Genomic DNA, 19425 nt, shown 5'->3' on the forward strand with positions numbered 1-19425 from the left:
CCGGTGCGGGAACTGCCGATGTTGGACGAGATGTACGGACAGAACGCCGGGCACGGCCGCCCCCGATCCCGTGCGCCCACGGCACCCAACCCCATGATCGCGGCAATAGCCGCAAAGCGCGGAAATCACAATGCGTCCGGCGATTCCCTGCTATCCACGCCAGCCGGATAACAGGCGCATTCCGCAGAACTCACAATCTTCTCTGCTACCCGTTTTAGCGGCGCTCAACACGCACTACAGTGGCCACCTCAGAGATTCATTTGCCGTGCGTCATTTCGTCGCGCCGGCACACGAAGGAGCATCGGGTGGAAACGAATCACAACTTCCTGCAGACGGGGGGTCAACCGGTCTCGGATCGGATGCGGGAGTTGCTCGCCCGTGCGGCGCAGGACCACGTCTATGAACAGCGCTCACAGGGTCAGGTCCTGGACGAGATTCGCCAGCGGCTGGAAGGCATGGAGTGGCTGCTCCGCGAGGTCCGTGAGCGGGAGCTCACCGGGCTGACCGGGCAGATCGAGAGCGTCCGCGGGCAGGTCGACGAACTGTCCGGCAAGCCCCCGGAATGGGCCGAAGGACTGGCCGAGCACATCGAGGCGTTCGGCGAGCGGGTCAAGCCCGTCGCCGAACTGCCCGCGCTGTGGGCCGACGTCGGCGTCGTCGCCGAGAACGTCGACGAGGGACTGACCCGCATCCAGGCCGTCCTCGACTCCGCGCAGCAGATCACCGACGCCACGCACCAGGCGTCGCAGCGCATGGACGAGATGACCAAGCGGCTGGACAAGCTCCAGGGCAGCATGGAGGCCGCGTCCGTCCGCTTCAACCGGCTCGACAAGTCGCTGGCGGAGCTCGGTCACCGGTCGGAGCGGCTGGAGCATTCGATCAACGGGGTCACGGCACGGGTCGACCAGGCGCTCGGCGAGATGGCCGAGCGGATGGAGCAGGGTCTTGAGGCGGTCAACGGCCGGGTCGAGGGCGTCGGCGGCCGGCTCGACGGCCTGGACGGGCGGCTGGACGGCGTGGACGGCCGCCTCGAAGGGCTGTCCGGCAAGCTGGACGGCCTGGACGGCCGGTTCGAGGGCATCGACGGCCGCATCGACGGGGTCGGCGAGCGGATCAGCCGGCTGCCCGCCACGCTGGAGATCGCCGAGCTGCACCGGCTGCTGAACGAGCTCGCGCAGCGTCCGGCGGCCGAGTACGGCGACCGGTTCGACGCGCTGGAGAAGCACCTCGCCGAGGCGGTCGACCCGCTGATCGAGGAGCTGCGCGCCAGGCCGGACCGCGACGAGGTCAAGGCGACCATGTCGCAGATCGCCGAGACGGCCTACAGCGACGTCGCCAAGCGCATGGACGAGTTCTCCCGCCGGTTCGAGGACGTGCACGACGACGTCCGCAAGCGCATCGAGAACATCCACGAGGAGGTCACCAAGCGGGTCGACGTCGCACTGGAGGAATTCACCACGCAGGTCGACATCGTGTCGCGCCGCGTCGAGTCGGTGCACTCCGACGTCACCAAGCAGGTCGAGTCCGTGCACAACGAGGTGGCACGCCAGGTCAGCGGCGTCCACGACGACTTCGGCAAGCGGATCGGCGACATCCACGAGGACGTCACGCGGCAGGTCGGCACCATTCACGAGGACGTCGCCAAGCAGGTCGGCAACATGCAGGAGGACGTCGCCCGCCAGGTCGGCGGTGTCCACGCCGAATTCGCGCGACGCGTGGAGAACATGCAGGACGAGGCCGGACGGCGCGCCGACGCCGCGCAGGCCGAGTTCGCCAAGCGTTTCTCCCACGTCGAGGACGAGGTCGGCCGCAAGATGGACGGCGTCCATGACGATGTCTCCAAGCAGGTCAACGCGGTGCACGAGGACGTGCTGAAGCGGTTGTCCACTCTTGAGGAGACAATGCTCGCCCTGGCCGAGGCGCTACTGCGTCCCCGCCGCGAGGCGAAGGACTGACCCGACCGGGTGGGGCCTGGCGCGGGCCCCACCCGGCCGCATTTGAATACCCCACAGAATCTGAGGCGTTTGTCCGGCAATACACCGGGACGACCGAAGGTGCTTTTGCACGCCACCCCGATGACGTGCATTTTGTTACGTTCCGTCTTCGCAAAATCACTCCCAATACCCTTCGGAATCCGTTTTCATGGATCAGGTGACCCACACACCGGCTCCCTGCCTGCCGACCGGCGCCCCGCCCGGGCACACCACCCTGCGCTGGGTGGAGGAGTGCCTCGGCAAGGGCGCGGAGGTCCGCATGGTGCGGCCTCTCGCCGGCGGCGCCGCACACGCCAACCACGCCCTCCTCGTCGAAAGCCGCTCCGGCGAGGCGCACCGCCTCGTGCTGCGCCGCTGGACGTCCCACCACACCGTCCCCGCGCGCCGCTCCTACGGCGACACCGAGTTCTCCCCCGAGCGCGAGATCGCCGCGCTGGCGCTGCTCGCCGGCTGCGAGATCCCCACACCCTCCCTGGTCGCCGCCGACCCCGCGGGCGCCTACTGCGACGTCCCCGCCCTGCTCATCTCCCGGCTGAAGGGCCACCCGCCGCGCCCCTCGCCCGACGACCTGCCCGAATACCTCATCCAGCTGGCCGCCGCGCTGCTGTCGGTGCACGCGCTGAACGGCGCGTCCACGATGCCCCCGTACGTCCCGCACAACCGGCTCGACGTGCGGCTCCCGCCGAAGCACGCGCTCCGCCCCGGCCTCTGGGAACGCGCCTTCGAGGTCGCCGCCCGCCCCGCCCCCGAGGCGCCCGCCCGCTTCATCCACCGCGACTACCACGCCGACAACACGCTGTGGTCCTACGGCAAGCTCACCGGCGTCGTCGACTGGTCGGACGCCTCGTCCGGCCCCATCGCCGTCGACATCGCCCGCATGCGCCGCGGCCTGGCCCTCCGCTACGGCCGGCCCGTCGCCGACCGCTTCCTGTCCACCTTCGACCAGGTCTCCGGCGGCCACCTCCACGACCCCTACTGGGACGTCCGAAGCCTCCTCGACCTGCTCCCCGAAGAAGACGACCGCCCCATGGACGAAGCCCAGGTCCCCCTCTACGAGGACTACCTGAGCAACCTCCTAGCTGAGTGCTAGCCCAGGGGGGCGACCCCCTGGAACCCCCGTCACGAGCCGGTCGATCCTCATGCCACGGTGCTGGTCGCTGTGACCGTGCGGGTTTGAGTCGTGGCGCTGCGGTCGCCCGGCTCGGCGGGCCGTGCGACCTCCGGGCGCCAGAGCGCCCTCCGGCCGCCCGGCCCGTGTTTGTGGGGGGTTTGGCCCTCGCGGGTTAGAGGGTTATTGCCTCTATAGGGAGGCTGGAGTCTGCGGGCAACTCCAGGTCTGATGGGGCGATGCCTGACGCGACCAGTTCGGAGCCCAGGGCGGCGACCATGGCGCCGTTGTCGGTGCACAGCTTCGGGCGCGGGACGCGCAGCCGCACGCCCGCCGCCTCGCAGCGTTCCGCGGCCAGGGCGCGCAGCCGCGAGTTGGCCGCGACGCCGCCGCCGATCAGCAGGTCGTGGACGCCGTTGTCCTTGCAGACCTTCAGCGCCTTCTGGGTGAGGACGTCCACGACGGCCTCCTGGAACGACGCCGCCACGTCCGCGACCGGGACCGGCTCGCCCGCGCGCTCCTTCGCCTCCACCCAGCGGGCCACGGCCGTCTTCAGACCGGAGAACGAGAAGTCGTAGGTGCCGTCGTTGTACTTACCGCGCGGGAACGCGATCGCGGCCGGGTCGCCGTCGCGGGCCATGCGGTCGATGACCGGGCCGCCCGGGAAACCGAGGTCGAGGACCCGCGCGACCTTGTCGAACGCCTCGCCCGCCGCATCGTCCACGGTGCTGCCGAGGGACCGGACGTCGTCCGCCACGTCCGGCACCAGCAGCAGCGACGAGTGGCCGCCCGACACCAGCATCGCCACGCACGGCTTCGGCAGCGGGCCGTGTTCGAGCTGGTCGACGCACACGTGCGCGGCCAGGTGGTTGACGCCGTACAGCGGCTTGCCCAGCGACAGCGCGTACGCCTTCGCGGCGGCGACGCCGACCATCAGCGCGCCCGGCAGGCCGGGGCCGGCGGTCACCGCGAACGCGTCCACGTCGGTGAACCTCACGCCGGCGTCCGCCAGCGCGCGCTCCACGGTCGGCGCCATCGCCTCCAGATGCGCGCGGGACGCGACCTCCGGCACGACGCCGCCGAACCGGGCGTGCTGGTCCACGCTGGAGGCGATCGCGTCCGCCAGCAGCGTGTGCCCCCGCACGATCCCGACCCCGGTCTCGTCGCAGGACGTCTCGATGCCGAGCACCAGCGGCTCGTCCGGAATCACGTGAGTCTCCTCTTCTCCCCGTCCGCGCCCTCCGGCCTGGTGAAGCCCATGGGCGGACGGTCGCGGAGCTTGCGGCACATGACGATCGCGTCCACGTCCGAAGGCTGGTAGTAGCGCTTGCGGATGCCGACCCGGTCGAAGCCGAACCGCTCGTAGAGGCGGTGCGCGGCGTCGTTGTCGGCGCGTACCTCCAGGAACACCGCCTCACTGTTCCGGCGGACGGCCTCGTCCAGCAGGGCGGTCAGCAGCGCGGCGCCGATACCGCCCTTGCGCCGGTCCGCGCGCACCCCGATGGTCTGCACGTCGGCCTGCCCGCCCGCCGCGGCGAGCCCCGCGTAGCCGACGATCTCGCCGCCGGACGTCTCCGCGACGACGTAGTGCCGGGTGCGGGGCTGGTCGGCGAGTTCCCCGGCGAGCATCTCCTCGCTCCAGGCGTTGTCGGGGAACAGCAGCCGGTCCAGCCGGTGGATCACCGGCAGGTCGGCGTTCGTCATGGGCCGCAGGACCACGTCGCTCACGCCGGCGTCACCTTCTTGCGCGGGCCCGGCTCCTTCGCGTCCGGGCGGCGCAGGTAGAGGGGCTCCGGGGGCAGCAGGTCCGGCCCCTTCAGGCCCGCCAGCCGCGCGATGACGAGTTCGGCCAGCGCGCCGGCGGTGGGCAACAGCGGCTCGAACTCGGAACCGCCGAGGACGTCGTGGTAGAGGGCGGCGCCTTCACCGACGACGGGCAGGCCATGGGGCGCGCCTGCCAGGACGTCGGAGGCCGGTCCCACGGCGGGCTCGGTGGCGCGCGCGCGGGCCGAGTCGTACCGCGCCCAGTAGACCTCCTTGCGACGGGCGTCCGTGGCGACGGCGAACGGCTCGTCCCTACCGGTGGCCCACGCGATGATGTCCAGGGTGCAGACACCGTGCACCGGGACGCTGAGCGCCTCCCCCATCGCGCGTGCCGTGACCAGGCCGACGCGGAGACCCGTGTAGGGACCCGGTCCGACGCCGACCGCGATCGCGCTGAGGTCGTCGGGGGCGGCTCCGGCCTCCGCCATCACCCCCGCGATGGACGGGGTGAGCAGCTCCGTGTGCCGTCGCCTGTCGACCGCCTCGGCCAAGCCGCGGGGCACGGCGCTCTCCCCCGGAGTCCACTCGTACAGCGCCACGGTGATCGCGGCGGTCGCGGTGTCGAAAGCCAAGACCAGCACGGGTTGTAAGCCTACCGGTCATGGGCCCGGGATGGCTCAGCCCTGGTTCAGCGCAGCCACCACGGCCTTGGCGACCTCGGTGGCGCCGCCCGTGGCGTCCTTGGACTTCAGCGGGTCGCCCTTGTCGGAGCCCGAGTAGTGGACGGTGACGAGGACGTTGCCGAGCCGGACGTTGCCGACGGCCTCACCGGAGCCCTGCTTGTCGTCGACGCTGTAGACGATGTAGCCCTCGTCCCCGACGCCGGTGAGGCGGATCTTGTCCTTGAGCTCCTGGCCGGCCAGCAGCGCCTTGCCGGACTCGTCCGCGGCCTGCTCCGACGCGAGCGTCTTGCGGGCGGCGGCCGTGGGCGACTGGTCGGCGCCGCCCGCGATCGCGCGGAGCTCAAGGGTGAGCTGCCGCTTGCGGTCGCCCGCGTAGGCACCCCAGACGCACTGGTTCTGCTGGTCGTCGCCCTGGTAGTTGTCGGCCTCGTTGCGCTCGGAGTCCGGCGCCAGGCTGCCGATCAGGTCCGCGCCGACGATCGTGCACGAGTCGGGGACGGCGGTGCGCTCGCCCTTGGACGTCGGCGAGTCCTCGGTGGCACCGCTGCCGACGACCTGGCCGGTGCCCTTGTCCCCGCTCGCGCCGACGCCGCTCAGGATGACGAACGCGGCGAGCACGCAGACGCCGATGCCCGCGACCGCGCCGCCCAGGAGGACGGCCCAGCGCCGGCCGGCGCGGCGTTCCTGCACGATCCGGTGGCTGCCGGTGCGGTAACCGCCGCTGCCGCTCCGGTATCCGCCGCTCTCGGTACGGTAGCCGCCACTCTCCGTACGGTAGCCGCCACTGCCGGTCTCGTAAGGGCCGGTCTCCCTCTGGTAGGGGCCACTACCCGATCGGCCGGACGAGTACCGCTCGTGCTCGTCGCCGGCCGGCCCGTATCCACCGCCGTCCGGCCGGTAACCGCCGCTTGATCCCTGGCCACCGCCCGAACCGCCGTAACCGTCGCGGTGACTACCGCTGCGATGGCTACCACTCACCGGTTCCCACTCCCGAGGAAATCGATATGTCGCGAAGGTGTGGTTCGTTCCGGCAAAGAGTACGACATGAAGCCGTAAAGAAGAAGGTTTACCGAAGCCCTGTCATCCGGGGCCGAGTTCCAGGTCGGACCAGCGACGACCGACCCCGACGATCCTTACTTCGCGTTCCTCGCCCGGGCCGTCCCCGCGCGAAATGATCATTTCCAGCCGGTCCTCGGCAAGGCCCTCCGCGAGCCCTTCTCCCCATTCCACGATCGTTACCGATTCCGCGACGGACGCGTCGAGATCAAGGTCGTCCAGCTCCGCGAATCCGCCCAGCCGATATGCGTCGACATGCACCAGGGAGGGCCCGCCCGCAAGGGACGGATGCACCCGCGCGATGACGAACGTCGGCGAGGTGATCGGGCCTCGCACCTTCAGGCCCTCGCCGATGCCCTGCGTGAGCGTCGTCTTGCCCGCGCCGAGATGCCCCGTCAGCACGAGCAGGTCGCCCGCGCCGAGCAGGCCGGCCAGGCGCACGCCCAGCTCTCGCATGTCCTCCGCGGTCGGGACGGTGACGGCGTTCACGCGGTGCGCTCCTCTTCGTACTCCGGACGGACCCGGTCGATCAGCCTGCGCAGGCCGCCGGTCACCACGCCCGGGTACTCCAGCGGCAGCACATGCCCGGCCTCCTCCACCTCTACCAGCTCAGCGTCCGGCAGCGCCTCCGCGATGCGCCGGGCGTGCGCGGCCGGGGTCAGCCGGTCCCGCCCGCCGGCCAGCACCAGCGTCGGCACCTCGCCGAGGACGTCCAGGCAGCCGGTCTTGTCGTGGCCGATCAGCGCCGGATAGAACTCCGCGATCACGTCGATCGGCGTCGCCCTGATCATCTGCTCCAGGAAGTCCACCACGGACGGGCTCACGTACTTGTCGGCGAACGCCATCTTCCGCGTGACGACGAACGCCAGGTCGGCGCCCAGCCCGCGGGCCTTCTCGACCAGCTCGGCCCGGCGGCCGAGGCCGCGCAGCGTCCGGGGGGCGAGCGGCCGGACGGCCTTCGCCAGCACCAGCGGAAGCCCCAGCGTCATCTCCGCCATGTCGCCGCAGGACGTGTTCACCAGCGCGACGCCGATGACCCGCGCGCCGAACAGCTCGCGATGCCGGTCCGCCAGCGCCATGATCGACATCCCGCCCATGGAGTGCCCCACGAGGACGACCGGGCTCTCCGGGCGGACGGTCGCCTCCAGCACCGCGCGCAGGTCGTCGCCGGTCTGCTCGATCGTCGCGTGCGCGGGCTCGCTGCGTCCCGAGCGGCCGTGGCTGCGCTGGTCCCAGAACACCATCCGCAGCGAACCCTGCAGGTCACGGCGCTGGTAGTGCCACGCGTCCTGGTTGAGGGTGTAGCCGTGGCAGAAGACCACGGTGAGGTCGGCGTCCTCGGGGCCGTCCACCTCGACGTGGAGCGGGACGCCGTCGTCCGCCAGGACGGTCGTCTCCCGGCCGCGCAACTCGCCGAACGGCTCTCCGGCGTCCGGGTCGGGCCGCAGCCGCACCCGGCCGACGGCGAAGTGCCGCAGCCCGACGGCCGCGCCGACGCCCGCCGCGCCCACGCCCGCGACGGCGCCGGCGATGCCGATCCTGCGCTTGCTCTTGCTGTCCATGCACGCGCCCCCTACAGCGCCCCTCCCGGGTACGCCCTCGGTACCCGGGACCCGATGCGGGTGACGATCTCATAGGAGATCGTTCCCAGTGCGTCCGCCCACTCCTGCGCGGTCGGCTCGCCCCGGTCGCCCGGGCCGAAGAGAATGATCTCGTCTCCCGCCGAGAGCGGGTCGTCGCCGAGGTCGATGACGAACTGGTCCATGCAGACCCGCCCGGCGATCGTCCTGCGACGTCCGGCCGCGAGGACCTCCAGGACGTTGGACCCGTGCCTGGGGATCCCGTCGCCGTATCCCGCGGGCACCACGGCCAGGGTCGTCTCCCGCTCGGTGTGGTAGGTGTGACCGTACGACACTCCGCTGCCCGCCGGAACCCGCTTGACCAGCGCCGCGTCCGCCACGAGAGTCATCGCGGGACGCAGCCCGAACGTCCCGAGCGACGGCACCGGCGTCAGCCCGTAGGTGGCGATCCCGGGCCGGACGAGATCGAACCGCGCCTCGGGCAGCGTCAGGGCGGCCGCCGAGTTCGCCAGGTGCCGCACCTCGAACCGCGCCCCCGCCTTCTCCGCGTGCGCCATCATCTCGGTGAACGCGCCGACCTGCGCCGCGATCGACGGATGCCCCGGCTCGTCCGCGCAGGCGAAGTGCGACATGACCCCGGCCACCCGCACGTGCCCCGCCGCCTCTGCCTTCAGCGCCGCGGCGACGAGCGCGTCCCAGTCGTCGCCCCGCGCACCGCCGCGCGACATGCCCGTGTCGGCCTTGAGATGAACCCGCGCCGGACGTCCCGCCTGCTCCGCCGCCCGGACCACCTCGTCCAGCAGCCAGACCGCCCCCACGGTCAGGTCGACGTCCCGCGCGACGGCCTCGTGGTACGGCTCGCCGGGAACGCCCACGCAGACCAGTGTCCGGACGGTGAGGCCCGCGTCCCGCAGCCGCAGCGCCTCCGCGAGCTTCGCGACGCCCAGCCAGGACGCGCCGCCGTCGAGCGCGGCCCGTGCCGCCTCCACCAGCCCGTGCCCGTACGCCTCGGCCTTCACCATGGCCATCACCTCGGCACCCCGCGCGTGCTCGCGCAGCACTCCGATGTTGTGGCCGATGGCGCCGAGCTCGACCCGTGCCTCCGCAGGAACCCTCATGACCAACAAGTGTGCCGCCCCCACGGCCATGCCCGGAGCACCCTCGCCCAGCTCACGGCCAGGATGCCCCACCCAATGAGCGCTCCCTGAGCGCTCCTCGCCCGATAAGACGCAATCGCCCGCCCCCAGGTTCAGTGTTGCCCCAGGGAGGCGACCCCCTGGAACCCCCGTCACGAGCCGGTCGATCCTCACGCCACGGCTGAGGTCACCGTGACCGTGCGGGTCTGTGACGTGGCGCTGCGGTTCACCCCGCTGGGGGTGTGGGCTGAGAAAGGGTTCTGAAGGCGGCGGGGAGGGCTTGGATCACGTCGGTGGCGCTGATGGGGGACTCTGGGCCGGGGGTGGGGGCGGAGGCGAGGCGGGCGGCGAGGCCGTGCAGGTAGGCGCCGGCGGCGGCCGCGTCCATGGCGGGCATGCCTCCGGCGAGGAAGGCGCCGATCAGGCCGGACAGGACGTCGCCTGTGCCTGCGGTGGCCAGTCGGGGGGTGCCGGTCGGGTTGACGCGGACGGGGCGGTCCTCTTCGGCGACGAGTGTCGTGGAGCCCTTGAGGAGGACGGTCGCGGAGAGTTCGGCGGCGGCTCGGCGGACGTGGTCGAGGCGCGCGGCCTCGATGTCCTCGCGGGTGGCGGCGATGAGGCGGGACAGTTCGCCCGCGTGCGGGGTGAGGACGGTCGGCGCGGCGCGGCGCAGCAGGTCGCGGCGGCGGGACAGGACCGTGAGACCGTCGGCGTCCACCAGGACCGGCAGGTCGGTGGTGAGGACGGCCTCCAGTAGCGATTCGGCGGCGTCGCCGGTGCCGAGGCCGGGGCCGGCGACCCAGGACTGGACGCGTCCGACGCGCTCCAGGACCTTGCCGTCGTGGCGGCCGGGCTCGATGACCGTGGTGACGACCTCGGGCCAGCGCTGCCGGACCAGCTCGACCGGACGGGCGACCGAGGCGAACCGGACCATTCCGGCGCCGCCGTGTACGGCGCCGCCGGTGCTGAGGACGGCCGCGCCGGTGAACTCGTCTCCGCCGGCGAGGATGCCGACGACGCCGCGGCGGTACTTGTCGGACTCGGGGCCGGGGTCGGGCGGCTGGACGTCCGCCGGGCGGGCCGCGACGATGTCCGGGTCGGGCAGGTGGGGCCCGAGCCCGATGTCGACCAGTTCGACCACGCCGCAGCAGGAGGCGCCCGGGTCGATGAGGAGGCCGGGCTTGTGCGTGCCGAACGTGACGGTGACGTCGGCGTGCACGGCGGCACCCTCGACGCGTCCGGTGCTCGCGTCCACGCCGCTCGGGACGTCGCAGGCCACGACCAGTCCGGGGGACTCGGAGGCGAGCGCGGCGTACCGGGCGTGGGGTTCGCGGAGGCCGCCCGTCCCGCCGATGCCGGTCAGCCCGTCGATGATCAGGTCGGCGCCGGCGATCGCGGCCTCCTCGCCGCCGCCGAGGAGCCGGCCGCCGGCGGCGCGCAGGTCCGCCAGCCCGGCCGAGTGGATCTTGGAACCGGCCTGGACGACCTGGACGCGGGCGCCGCGCCGGGCGAGCCGGGCCCCGGCGTAGAGCGCGTCGCCGCCGTTGTCCCCGCCGCCGACGAGCAGGACGACGCGGGACCCGTACACGGCGGGCAGGACGCGTGCGCAGACCGACGCCAGCCCGGCGGCGGCGCGCTGCATCAGGGCGCCGTCCGGGAGCCGGTCCATGAGGGCCCGCTCCGCGGCCCGGACCTTGCCGACCTCGTGCGCGTACCTCATCCGCGGCTCCCCGTGTCGATCACACACTTAGGGTGCCACGAGGAAGCGCTCCGCAACCTCGCGTCCCGGCCACCCCGTGCCATTCGTACCTTGCGCTGCAACTTTCGGTGTCATGTGCGCAAAAGAATCTTCAGCCGTAGAATCTTCCTCATCCGGTCCGATGTATTCGCGCCCCGGCCCCCCGGTGCGGCAGAATGCGCCCAGATCAGTCCGCCGGGACTGGAGAGGCCCGAGCAATGAGCACTTCCCGTGGTCCCTCCGTCCGGCAGCGGCGGCTGGCCGCCGAGCTCCGGAGACTGCGCGAACGCAGGGGTCTCACCGGAGACGAGGTCGCCGAACGGCTCACCTGGTCCACCGCCAAGGTCAGCCGGATCGAGAACGCGCGGACCGGCGCGAAGATCGGCGACGTGCGGCGGCTGCTCGACCTGTACGAGATCGACGGCACGCGGCACGAGGACCTGATCTCCCTGGCGCACGACGCCGCCCAACGGGGATGGTGGGAGGACTACCGCGACCTGCCGAGCCCGCTCGCGGACTTCATCGCACTGGAGTCCGAGGCCACCGCGGCCAGGGAATGGGGCAGCACCGTCTTTCCGGGGCTGCTGCAGACGGAGAACTACGCACGGAATGTGATCGGTGGCTGGAGCGACCTGGCGACCCTGCCTCCACAGGAACTGGAACGTCGGCTGGACGTGCGAATGCGGCGCCGCGAACTGCTGGACGGGGCCGATCCGCTGGAACTGTCGGCGGTTATCGACGAGGCGGTTCTGCAGCGCCGGATCGGCGACCGGAAGGTCATGCGCGAGCAGCTCGAACATCTGTGTCAGATGACCGAGCGGCCGAACGTGACCGTGCAGATCCTGCCCTTGGACATCGCACACTCGGTGTTGGCCGAATCGTTTATCCTCCTGGAATTCTCACCGGTGCATGACATCGTATTTCCTGATATCGTGCACACCGAATCCCTGACAATCAGCCACTTCGCGGATGAGGCTGTTACCTATATGTACAGGCTCGCCTATTCAAGCCTGGCCGGCCAGGCGCTGGACGCCACGGAATCGCGGCGTCGCATCGCCGAGGCCAAGGACACATGGTGACGGTCCGCTAAGGGGCTCAATCCTTGTGAAAGGCACCGAGTGTCCCCTTTCGCCACTCCTGCTCCGCAATGGAGGAGAAGCGCCCACTGCGGGGCGAGCAACACGTGCGTCGAAATCGCCGCACTGGCCGGTTCGTCCCCTTTCATCGGGGCGCGGGACGCCAAGCACGGTACGCAGAGCCCGGTCCTGTCGTTCTCTCGGGGAGAATGGCTGGACTTCCTCGGACGAGCCAAGAAGGGCGAATTCGATCTGGGCCGATGAGACGGCGGTGACGCACCGCTGAGCCCCCGTCCGCCGGCCTCGGCGAGGGCGGCGCGGGGGCCACGCAGCGCGGGCCGGGTCCACCGCTGACCCGGCTCGTAGCCCCCTCACGTGAAACTCTGGACCTACCTCGACACGCCTGTCACACGGGTACCGCCCTGCCCGGACGTGATCAGGCGTTTTTCGTGATCTTGTTACCGTGTGCATTGAGCACCGGCAGCGCCGCCGCGGGCCCGATGCAACTTTCGATGCAGGGAGCCGTAATGAGTTTCCGTGGGACACCGCCCGCCCGATGGAGAAAGAGCACCCGATGCGCGAGCAACGGCTGCGTAGAGGTGGCACGGCTCGGCCGCGACGCCATATCCGTGCGGGCCACCGAGGACCCGGTGACGATCCTGTCGTTCCAGCCCGGCGAATGGCGCACGTTCACCGACGGAGTCAAGGACGGTCGTTTCGACCGTCCTTGAAAGTGTCCCTGCAAGTTACACCTGATTGAGAATTTCAAACGCGACGGAGAATTACATTCGACGGCAGAGGACGTCCGTTATTCCATTGCCCGCTGGATATTTTCGTGTCGGCGGCGTCCACTCCGCGCGTATTTTGACCAGGTGATCAGGACGACGCGCTTTTTCAGGCCACCCGGACGCCCTTGGGGACCTTGTAAAGGGGTGTGCGGAGGCGGGTGGCCGTGATGGCGACGGCGCCCGCCGCGAGGGCCAGATCGAAGGCCAGGCCCCAAGGCCAGACGGCGCCCCCTTCCGACGAGCCGTCCTCGAAGCCGTCGTCGCCCTCACGGACGTCGCGCACGCTGCGGCTGAGCTCGCCGAGCGGGTCGTCCGAGGGAGTACGCGTGATCACCTGGTCGCCGACGATGATCCTTTTCCCGTGCAGGCGCGGTGCCGCGTCGGCGAGCACGACGACCGGGTTCGGGGCCAGCAGCCACCAGATGCGCTCGGTGTGCTCCTCGTTGTAGTACGCGTCCCCGTCGTTGTGGCGCTCGGCCGTCATAGGCGTCGCCAGGGCGAACAGCAGCGGCGTCCCGGCGAGCAGGGCGAACACCGTCAGGTACGACATGAGGATCGAGGTGACGCTGCGGGCCAGCAGCGCCGACCAGGCCTGCGAGACGGCGCAGACCACGCCCATGAGCAGGGCGGTCACGACGAGGACGACCAGCGCCCGCCCCACGCCGATGGCGCCCTCGACGACCGGCAGGAGCAGGCTCGGCAACGTGAGGAGCAGCGCGACCAGGCCCGTCCCCCACGCGGCGGCGAGCTTGCCGAGCGCGATCTCGCCCGGGGTGAGCCGGGTGACCTGCAGCGTGGCGAGCGTCCCCCGCTCCCGGTCACCGTTGATCGACTGCCCGCTGAGCGCGGGCGTGACGAGCAGGATCAGCACCAGTACCCCGAGGAGCACACCGCCGAACATCGGGATCCCGGGTTCGCCGTAGGACGAGGTCTCGCCGGCCTCCAGCGCGAGCCGGAACAGCAGTCCGAGCCCGTTGACGATCAGGAACCAGGCGCCGAGCAGCACCTTCCAGCGGCCGGTCCGCAGCCGGGTCCTGATCTCCTGCCTTGCCACCAGGCCGATCCCGCGCGCGGTCATGGCCGGTCACCTCCGGTCTCGGTCGTCTCCGGTCTCGGTCGTCTCCGGTCTCGGTCATCTCCGGTTCTCGGTCATCTCCGGTTCTCGGTCATCGCCAGGTAGGCCGCCTCCAGGGCGCTGCCGGCGGGGGCGAGGCCGGTGACGGGCACGTCGGCGGCGACGAGTCCGGCCAGCAGCCCGGCGGCCTCCGCCTCGGTGAGCGGACCGACCTCGGTGCCTCCCGGCAGGTCGGCCACCCGCACCCACGGCAGGTCCTCGGTCAGCCGGGCGAGCGCCGCGGCCAGCAGTTCCGGGTCGAGGGAGCGGATCCGCCACGGGACGCGTGCCGTGGCGCCCGCGATCTCCGACATCGCGTGGTCGCCGGCCGTCCGGCCGTGGTCGACCAGGACGACCCTGTCGGCGATCTCCTCCAGCTCGCTGAGGATGTGGCTGGACACGAGGACGGCCACCCCGTCCGCGGCCAGGGAGCGCAGCAGGTCGCGCAGCTCGATGCGGGAGCGCGGGTCGAGTCCGGACGCGGGCTCGTCCAGCAGGAGGACGCGCGGCCGGTGCACGAGGGCACGCGCCAGCCCGAGCCGCTGCTTCTGCCCGCGGGACAGGGCGTGGACGGGCTGCCCGAGATGGTCCTCCAGGTGGACGAGGCTGAGCAGCGCCCTGAGCCGGCGCGGGCGCTCCTGCTTCGGCAGCCCGTAGGCGTCGGCGAAGAACGCCAGGTACTCGTCCACGGTGAGCTGGTCGTAGACGCCGAACGTGTCCGGCATCCAGCCGAGCGCGTCGCGGGCCTCGGCGGGACGGGTCAGTGCGTCATGCCCCGCGATCCGCACCGTGCCGGAGTCGGGGGCGAGCAGCGTGGCGAGGATCAGCAGCAGCGTCGTCTTGCCCGCGCCGTTGGCCCCGACGAGCGCTGTGACCTGCCCGTACGGGACGGTGATGTCGAGGCCGCGCAGCGCCTGCACCGGGCCGAAGCACCGCGTCACCCCGCGCGCCTCGATGCCCAGGCCGCCGTCTCCTGCCACCCGTCACCTCCGGAGACCGGTTCGATCTCGATCTCGGTGTGACGCGGGCCGCCGCCCTGCGGTTCCGGAAACGACGGCTGAACGACGGCTATTCGACGGTGACGGACTTGGCGAGGTTGCGCGGCTGGTCGACGTCGTGGCCCTTCGCGGTGGCCAGCTCGCAGGCGAACACCTGCAGCGGGACCGTCGTGACCAGCGGCTGCAGCAGCGTCGGGACGGCCGGGACGCTGATCAGCGTGTCCGCGTACGGCTCGACCGACGCGTCGCCCTCCTCGGCGATCACGATCGTCCGGGCGCCCCGGGCCCGGATCTCCTGGATGTTCGACACGATCTTGTCGTGCAGGACGTCCCGCGCCCGCGGCGGCACGACGACCACGACCGGCAGGTCCTTCTCGATCAGCGCGATCGGGCCGTGCTTCAGCTCGCCGGCGGCGAAGCCTTCGGCGTGCATGTACGCGAGCTCCTTGAGCTTCAGCGCGCCCTCCAGCGCGACAGGGAAGCCCACGTGGCGGCCGAGGAAGAGCACGCACCGCTCACCGGCGAGCGACCGGGCCAGCTCGCGGACCGGCTCCATGGTCTCCAGGACCTTCTCCACCTTCTCCGGCATCCGCTCAAGGAGCTGCACCATGGCGAACACCTCGTCCCCCCACTTGGTGCCGCGCACCTGCGCGATGTAGAGGGCGATGAGGTAGACGGCGACGAGCTGGGTGAGGAACGCCTTCGTGGACGCGACCGCGATCTCCGGCCCGGCGTGCGTGTAGAGGACGCCGTCGCACTCGCGCGGCAGCGTGGAGCCGTTGACGTTGCAGATGCCGAGCAGCTTGGCCTTCTGCTCCCGGGCGTGCCGGACGGCCATCAGCGCGTCCATCGTCTCGCCCGACTGGGAGATCGCGATGACCAGCGTCGCCGGGGACAGGATCGGGTCGCGGTAGCGGAACTCGCTGGCCAGCTCGACCTCGCAGGGCAGCCCGGCCCAGTGCTCGATCGCGTATTTGGCGATCAGGCCGGCGTGGTAGGAGGTGCCGCACGCCACGATGATGATCTTGTCGACCTCGCGGAGCTCCTGGTCGGGGATGCGCATCTCGTCCAGGTGCAGCCGCCCGTCGGTGCCGATCCGGCCGAGCAGGGTGTCGGCGACGGCGCGCGGCTGCTCGGCGATCTCCTTGAGCATGAAGTAGTCGTAGCCGCCCTTCTCCGCGGCCGACACGTCCCAGTCGACGTGGTACTCCTTCACCTCGGCGGGACGGCCGTCGAAGTCGGTGACCGCGACCCCGCCGGCGCGCAGCTCGACGATCTGGTCCTGGCCCAGCTCGATCGCGTCCCGGGTGTGCGCGATGAACGCGGCGACATCGCTGGCGAGGAAGTTCTCGCCGTCCCCGACGCCGACGACCAGCGGCGAGTTGCGGCGCGCCCCGACGACGAGGTCCGGGGTGCCGGTGTGCACGGCGACCAGCGTGAACGCGCCCTCCAGCCGGCGGCAGACGCGGCGCATCGCGTCCGCGAGGTCGCCGCCGCCCTTGAGCTCGTCCTCCAGCAGGTGCGCGACGGCCTCGGTGTCGGTGTCGGAGGCGAGCCCGTGCCCGGCCTCCTCCAGCTCGGCCCGCAGCTCGGCGAAGTTCTCGATGATCCCGTTGTGGATCACCGCGACGGAGCCGCTGCAGTCGACGTGCGGGTGCGCGTTCCGGTCGTTCGGCGCGCCGTGCGTCGCCCACCGGGTGTGCCCCATGCCGACCGTCCCGGCGGGCGGGGGCTCCTCCGCCAGGGCGCCGCGCAGGTTCACGAGCTTGCCCGCGCGCTTGGCCGTCGCCAGCTTCCCGTCGGCCACCACGGCCACCCCGGCCGAGTCGTAGCCGCGGTACTCCAGCCGTGCCAGCCCATCGACGACGACGTCGAGCGCCGGCCGCCCGCCTACGTACCCCACGATTCCGCACATGGCGGCAACTCTATTCGGTGTCCTGCGCGCGGCCTACCTGCAGGCGGCGTAGCGGGCGGCGCTAGCGTGTACGAGCGGTGAAAACCCGGTGACCGGCTGATCAGCCCGGTTAATGTTCAGCCATGACGAGCGGATGGGACAGCGTGCCGAGCCCTTACGTGGAACTCTCCCGTGACGCCTGGCGCGGCCTGCGCGAGAACACCCCGCTGCCGCTGACGCCGGGTGAGCTGGACGCCCTGCGCGGCCTGCGGGACCCGATCGACATCACCGAGGTCGAGGAGGTGTACCTGCCGCTGTCCCGGCTGCTCACCCTGTTCTTCCAGTCGGACGGCCGGCTCCGCGACACCGTCAGCGGCTTCCTCGGCGGCGCGGTGCGGCCCACCCCGTTCATCATCGGCGTGGCGGGCAGCGTCGCGGTCGGCAAGTCCACGACGTCCCGGCTGCTGCGGACCCTGCTCGCCCGCTGGCCCGAGCATCCGAGTGTGGAACTGGTCACGACCGACAGCTTCCTCCACCCGAACGCCGTGCTGTCCGAGCGCGGGATCATGGACCGGAAGGGGTTCCCGGAGTCCTACGACCGGCGCGCCCTCGTCCGGTTCGTCTCCGCGATCAAGGCGGGCGCGGAGGAGGCGTCGATCCCCGTCTACTCGCACCTGGAGTACGACATCGTCCCGGACGCGGCGCAGACCGTCCGGCGCCCCGACATCCTGATCGTCGAGGGTCTGAACGTGCTTCAGGCGCCGCCGCCCGGCACCCTCGGCGTGTCCGACTTCTTCGACTTCTCCATCTATGTGGATGCGCGGGTCGAGGACATCCGGCAGTGGTACGTCGACCGGCTCTTCGCGCTGCGCCGCACCGCGTTCACCGACCCGCGCTCCTACTTCCACAAGTACGCGCACGAACTGGACGAGGACGAGACCGCCGCGTTCGCGCAGCGCGTGTGGCGGGACGTCAACGAGATCAACCTCGTCTCCAACATCCTGCCGACCCGCGCCCGCGCCACCCTCGTCCTCCACAAGGACCGCGAACACGCCGTCCAGCGCGTGCGGCTGCGTAGAATTTGATCGTCAGTGGCCCCAGGGGCCGGTGACGGCGAAGGTGGTGCCCGGTTCGTAGACGTTGACGAACATCGTCCGCTTGTCCGGGGCGAACGTGACGCCGGCGAACTCGCCCCATGCGGGCTCGCTGTCGGTGCCGATGTTCTGCCGGTTCCGGGCCATCGGGTACACCGTGCGGCGGCGGGACACGCCGAACACGTGCTGGGCGCCGTTCCCGTCCTCGCACACCATCAGCCCGCCCTGCGGCGCCAGGCAGATGTTGTCGGGCGACTCGCCCGGCTTCTGGACGTCGGTGTCCGGGCCGAACACGATCACCAGGGTGAGCCGGCGGTGGCGCGGCTCGTACGACCACACCTGCCCGAAGTGGCCGGCCCGCGACCCGTCCGCCGTCTTCGCGAAGCTCGACACGAAGTAGACGCGGTCGCCGCCCCAGTAGCAGCCCTCCAGCTTCTGCGCGTGCGTGATGCCGCCGGACCCGAAGTCCTGGAACCGGATCGGCGTCTCCTTCGCCAGCGGGTCGGGCACGCGCTTCCACTCGACGCGGTCGAACACGGTGCCGGGCTCCTGCACGACCGAGAGGTCCGGGACGTCCGGGACGCACAGCGCCTCAAGCCGTCCGCCGGCCCGCAGGCTGCCGAACCCGCCCTCCGGCTTCTTCGGCAGGAACCGGTAGAACAGCCCGAACGGCTTCTCGAACGCGTCCTCGGTCTCGTACACGGTCCCGTCGCGCGGGTCGACGGCGATCGCCTCGTGCGCGAACCGTCCCATCGCGGTGAGCGGCTCGGGGACCGTCCGCCCCCGCCGGTACGGGTCGACCTCGAAGATGAACCCGTGGTCCTCGGTGTAGTTCCCGGTGCCGGCCTTGTCCTCGGTCTCCTCGCAGGTCAGCCAGGTGTGCCATGGGGTCGGGCCGCCCGCGCAGTTGACGGCCGTCCCGGCGATCGCGACCCGCTCGGTGTGGACGCGCCCCCCTTGGCCGACCTCCAGTGCGGTGCAGCCGCCGAGGCCGCCCGGGTCGTACGTGACGCCCTCGACCGGCGGCACCCGGTGCTCCGCGTCCGGCCGGTTCTCGTGGTTGCGGACGAGCCACGTCCGTCCCCGTCCGGGGAACGCCGCCATGCCGTCAAAGTGGCTCGGCACCGCCCCCTCCCCCGACCGCAGCGGCTCGCCCTCACGCGAAAGCACGGTGTAGCGGAACCCGCGGGGCAGGTCCAGCAGCCCCTCCGGATCGGGCACGAGCGGCCCGTACCCGTCCCGGCCGCCGGTCGGCGCGGCGGCCGCGGCCCCCGCGAACAGCTGCTCGACGGAACCGGTGAACGCGATCCCCGCTCCCACCGCACCGGACCTTGCCAGGAGCTGACGGCGCGAGACTGACATTGGCACACTCCCTGGTTGGAACGATCAAAGCCCTCCCAGG

General features: G+C 71.3%; 18 protein-coding genes. 6 read left to right on the forward strand and 12 right to left on the reverse strand.

All coding sequences use genetic code 11. The features are described from left to right. Positions 1 to 305 precede the first annotated feature (305 nt). The gene (locus ACQPZP_RS38840; protein ID WP_433474634.1) at positions 306 to 1955 is read left to right on the forward strand and encodes an apolipoprotein A1/A4/E domain-containing protein; all 1650 of its coding nucleotides are present in this window, start codon (positions 306 to 308) and stop codon (positions 1953 to 1955) included. 187 nt (positions 1956 to 2142) lie between these two features. Further along, positions 2143 to 3084, forward strand: coding sequence for an aminoglycoside phosphotransferase family protein (locus ACQPZP_RS38845; RefSeq protein ID WP_433474635.1), 942 nt, complete (start codon positions 2143 to 2145; stop codon positions 3082 to 3084). Positions 3085 to 3277: 193 nt separating this feature from the next. Here the strand turns inward: ACQPZP_RS38845 and tsaD are convergent, their stop codons facing one another. The 8 genes from tsaD to ACQPZP_RS38885 all read right to left on the reverse strand — a co-directional run bounded on the left by tsaD (position 3278) and on the right by ACQPZP_RS38885 (position 11041). Then, complete coding sequence (tsaD, locus tag ACQPZP_RS38850; protein WP_433474636.1) at positions 3278 to 4312, reverse strand: tRNA (adenosine(37)-N6)-threonylcarbamoyltransferase complex transferase subunit TsaD; 1035 nt, start codon at positions 4310 to 4312, stop codon at positions 3278 to 3280. Further along, on the reverse strand, positions 4309 to 4806 hold the full coding sequence (gene rimI / locus ACQPZP_RS38855; RefSeq protein ID WP_433479748.1) for a ribosomal protein S18-alanine N-acetyltransferase: 498 nt from the start codon (positions 4804 to 4806) through the stop codon (positions 4309 to 4311). The genes tsaD and rimI overlap by 4 nt, the downstream gene beginning before the upstream one ends. 20 nt (positions 4807 to 4826) lie before the next feature. Next, positions 4827 to 5507, reverse strand: a complete 681-nt coding sequence (gene tsaB, locus ACQPZP_RS38860) for a tRNA (adenosine(37)-N6)-threonylcarbamoyltransferase complex dimerization subunit type 1 TsaB (protein WP_433474637.1) — start codon at positions 5505 to 5507, stop codon at positions 4827 to 4829. A gap of 36 nt (positions 5508 to 5543) precedes the next feature. Beyond that, positions 5544 to 6527: a hypothetical protein gene (locus ACQPZP_RS38865; protein ID WP_433474638.1), complete on the reverse strand. Its 984-nt coding sequence runs from the start codon at positions 6525 to 6527 to the stop codon at positions 5544 to 5546. 102 nt (positions 6528 to 6629) lie between these two features. Then, entirely contained in the window at positions 6630 to 7094 is a 465-nt protein-coding gene (gene tsaE / locus ACQPZP_RS38870; RefSeq protein WP_433474639.1) for a tRNA (adenosine(37)-N6)-threonylcarbamoyltransferase complex ATPase subunit type 1 TsaE, read from the reverse strand. Next, the gene (locus ACQPZP_RS38875) at positions 7091 to 8167 is read right to left on the reverse strand and encodes an alpha/beta fold hydrolase (protein ID WP_433474640.1); all 1077 of its coding nucleotides are present in this window, start codon (positions 8165 to 8167) and stop codon (positions 7091 to 7093) included. The genes tsaE and ACQPZP_RS38875 overlap by 4 nt, the downstream gene beginning before the upstream one ends. Before the next feature lie 11 nt (positions 8168 to 8178). Continuing rightward, positions 8179 to 9303, reverse strand: coding sequence for an alanine racemase (alr, locus tag ACQPZP_RS38880; RefSeq protein WP_433474641.1), 1125 nt, complete (start codon positions 9301 to 9303; stop codon positions 8179 to 8181). Positions 9304 to 9547: 244 nt separating this feature from the next. Continuing rightward, positions 9548 to 11041 carry an NAD(P)H-hydrate dehydratase gene (locus ACQPZP_RS38885; protein WP_433474642.1) on the reverse strand — a complete coding sequence of 498 codons (1494 nt, stop codon included), beginning with the start codon at positions 11039 to 11041 and terminating at the stop codon, positions 9548 to 9550. Between the two features lie 236 nt (positions 11042 to 11277). Here ACQPZP_RS38885 and ACQPZP_RS38890 point away from each other — a divergent pair, with 236 nt between their 5' ends. The 3 genes from ACQPZP_RS38890 (at position 11278) to ACQPZP_RS38900 (ending at position 12866) form a co-directional block, all read left to right on the forward strand. Next, positions 11278 to 12138 carry a helix-turn-helix domain-containing protein gene (locus tag ACQPZP_RS38890; protein WP_433474643.1) on the forward strand — a complete coding sequence of 287 codons (861 nt, stop codon included), beginning with the start codon at positions 11278 to 11280 and terminating at the stop codon, positions 12136 to 12138. 39 nt (positions 12139 to 12177) lie between these two features. Next, positions 12178 to 12399 carry a DUF397 domain-containing protein gene (locus ACQPZP_RS38895; protein ID WP_433474644.1) on the forward strand — a complete coding sequence of 74 codons (222 nt, stop codon included), beginning with the start codon at positions 12178 to 12180 and terminating at the stop codon, positions 12397 to 12399. A 263-nt stretch (positions 12400 to 12662) separates the two neighbouring features. Then, entirely contained in the window at positions 12663 to 12866 is a 204-nt protein-coding gene (locus ACQPZP_RS38900; protein WP_433474645.1) for a DUF397 domain-containing protein, read from the forward strand. Positions 12867 to 13029: 163 nt separating this feature from the next. Here the strand turns inward: ACQPZP_RS38900 and ACQPZP_RS38905 are convergent, their stop codons facing one another. From ACQPZP_RS38905 to glmS, 3 genes are all read right to left on the reverse strand, one after another. Continuing rightward, the gene (locus tag ACQPZP_RS38905) at positions 13030 to 14001 is read right to left on the reverse strand and encodes an ABC transporter permease (RefSeq protein ID WP_433474646.1); all 972 of its coding nucleotides are present in this window, start codon (positions 13999 to 14001) and stop codon (positions 13030 to 13032) included. Positions 14002 to 14072: 71 nt separating this feature from the next. Then, positions 14073 to 15017 carry an ABC transporter ATP-binding protein gene (locus tag ACQPZP_RS38910; RefSeq protein ID WP_433474647.1) on the reverse strand — a complete coding sequence of 315 codons (945 nt, stop codon included), beginning with the start codon at positions 15015 to 15017 and terminating at the stop codon, positions 14073 to 14075. A gap of 88 nt (positions 15018 to 15105) precedes the next feature. After that, positions 15106 to 16950: a glutamine--fructose-6-phosphate transaminase (isomerizing) gene (gene glmS / locus ACQPZP_RS38915; RefSeq protein WP_433474648.1), complete on the reverse strand. Its 1845-nt coding sequence runs from the start codon at positions 16948 to 16950 to the stop codon at positions 15106 to 15108. A gap of 122 nt (positions 16951 to 17072) precedes the next feature. Between glmS and coaA the strand changes: the two genes are divergently transcribed. Then, positions 17073 to 18014, forward strand: coding sequence for a type I pantothenate kinase (coaA, locus tag ACQPZP_RS38920; protein WP_433474649.1), 942 nt, complete (start codon positions 17073 to 17075; stop codon positions 18012 to 18014). 3 nt (positions 18015 to 18017) lie between these two features. Here coaA and ACQPZP_RS38925 read toward each other — a convergent pair whose 3' ends face one another. Then, on the reverse strand, positions 18018 to 19343 hold the full coding sequence (locus tag ACQPZP_RS38925) for an alkaline phosphatase PhoX (protein ID WP_433474650.1): 1326 nt from the start codon (positions 19341 to 19343) through the stop codon (positions 18018 to 18020). Positions 19344 to 19425 lie beyond the last annotated feature (82 nt).

It is taken from the genome of Spirillospora sp. CA-142024 (assembly GCF_050942325.1).
GTDB lineage: Bacteria > Actinomycetota > Actinomycetes > Streptosporangiales > Streptosporangiaceae > Spirillospora.

Coding starts and splice junctions, on each gene's coding strand:
- ACQPZP_RS38845 (WP_433474635.1), top strand. CDS start 2,143: ATGGATCAGGTGACCCACACACCGGCTCCCTGCCTGCCGACCGGCGCC.
- rimI (WP_433479748.1), bottom strand. CDS start 4,806: ATGACGAACGCCGACCTGCCGGTGATCCACCGGCTGGACCGGCTGCTG.
- ACQPZP_RS38875 (WP_433474640.1), bottom strand. CDS start 8,167: ATGGACAGCAAGAGCAAGCGCAGGATCGGCATCGCCGGCGCCGTCGCG.
- alr (WP_433474641.1), bottom strand. CDS start 9,303: ATGAGGGTTCCTGCGGAGGCACGGGTCGAGCTCGGCGCCATCGGCCAC.
- ACQPZP_RS38885 (WP_433474642.1), bottom strand. CDS start 11,041: ATGAGGTACGCGCACGAGGTCGGCAAGGTCCGGGCCGCGGAGCGGGCC.
- ACQPZP_RS38890 (WP_433474643.1), top strand. CDS start 11,278: ATGAGCACTTCCCGTGGTCCCTCCGTCCGGCAGCGGCGGCTGGCCGCC.
- ACQPZP_RS38900 (WP_433474645.1), top strand. CDS start 12,663: ATGAGTTTCCGTGGGACACCGCCCGCCCGATGGAGAAAGAGCACCCGA.
- ACQPZP_RS38905 (WP_433474646.1), bottom strand. CDS start 14,001: ATGACCGCGCGCGGGATCGGCCTGGTGGCAAGGCAGGAGATCAGGACC.
- glmS (WP_433474648.1), bottom strand. CDS start 16,950: ATGTGCGGAATCGTGGGGTACGTAGGCGGGCGGCCGGCGCTCGACGTC.
- coaA (WP_433474649.1), top strand. CDS start 17,073: ATGACGAGCGGATGGGACAGCGTGCCGAGCCCTTACGTGGAACTCTCC.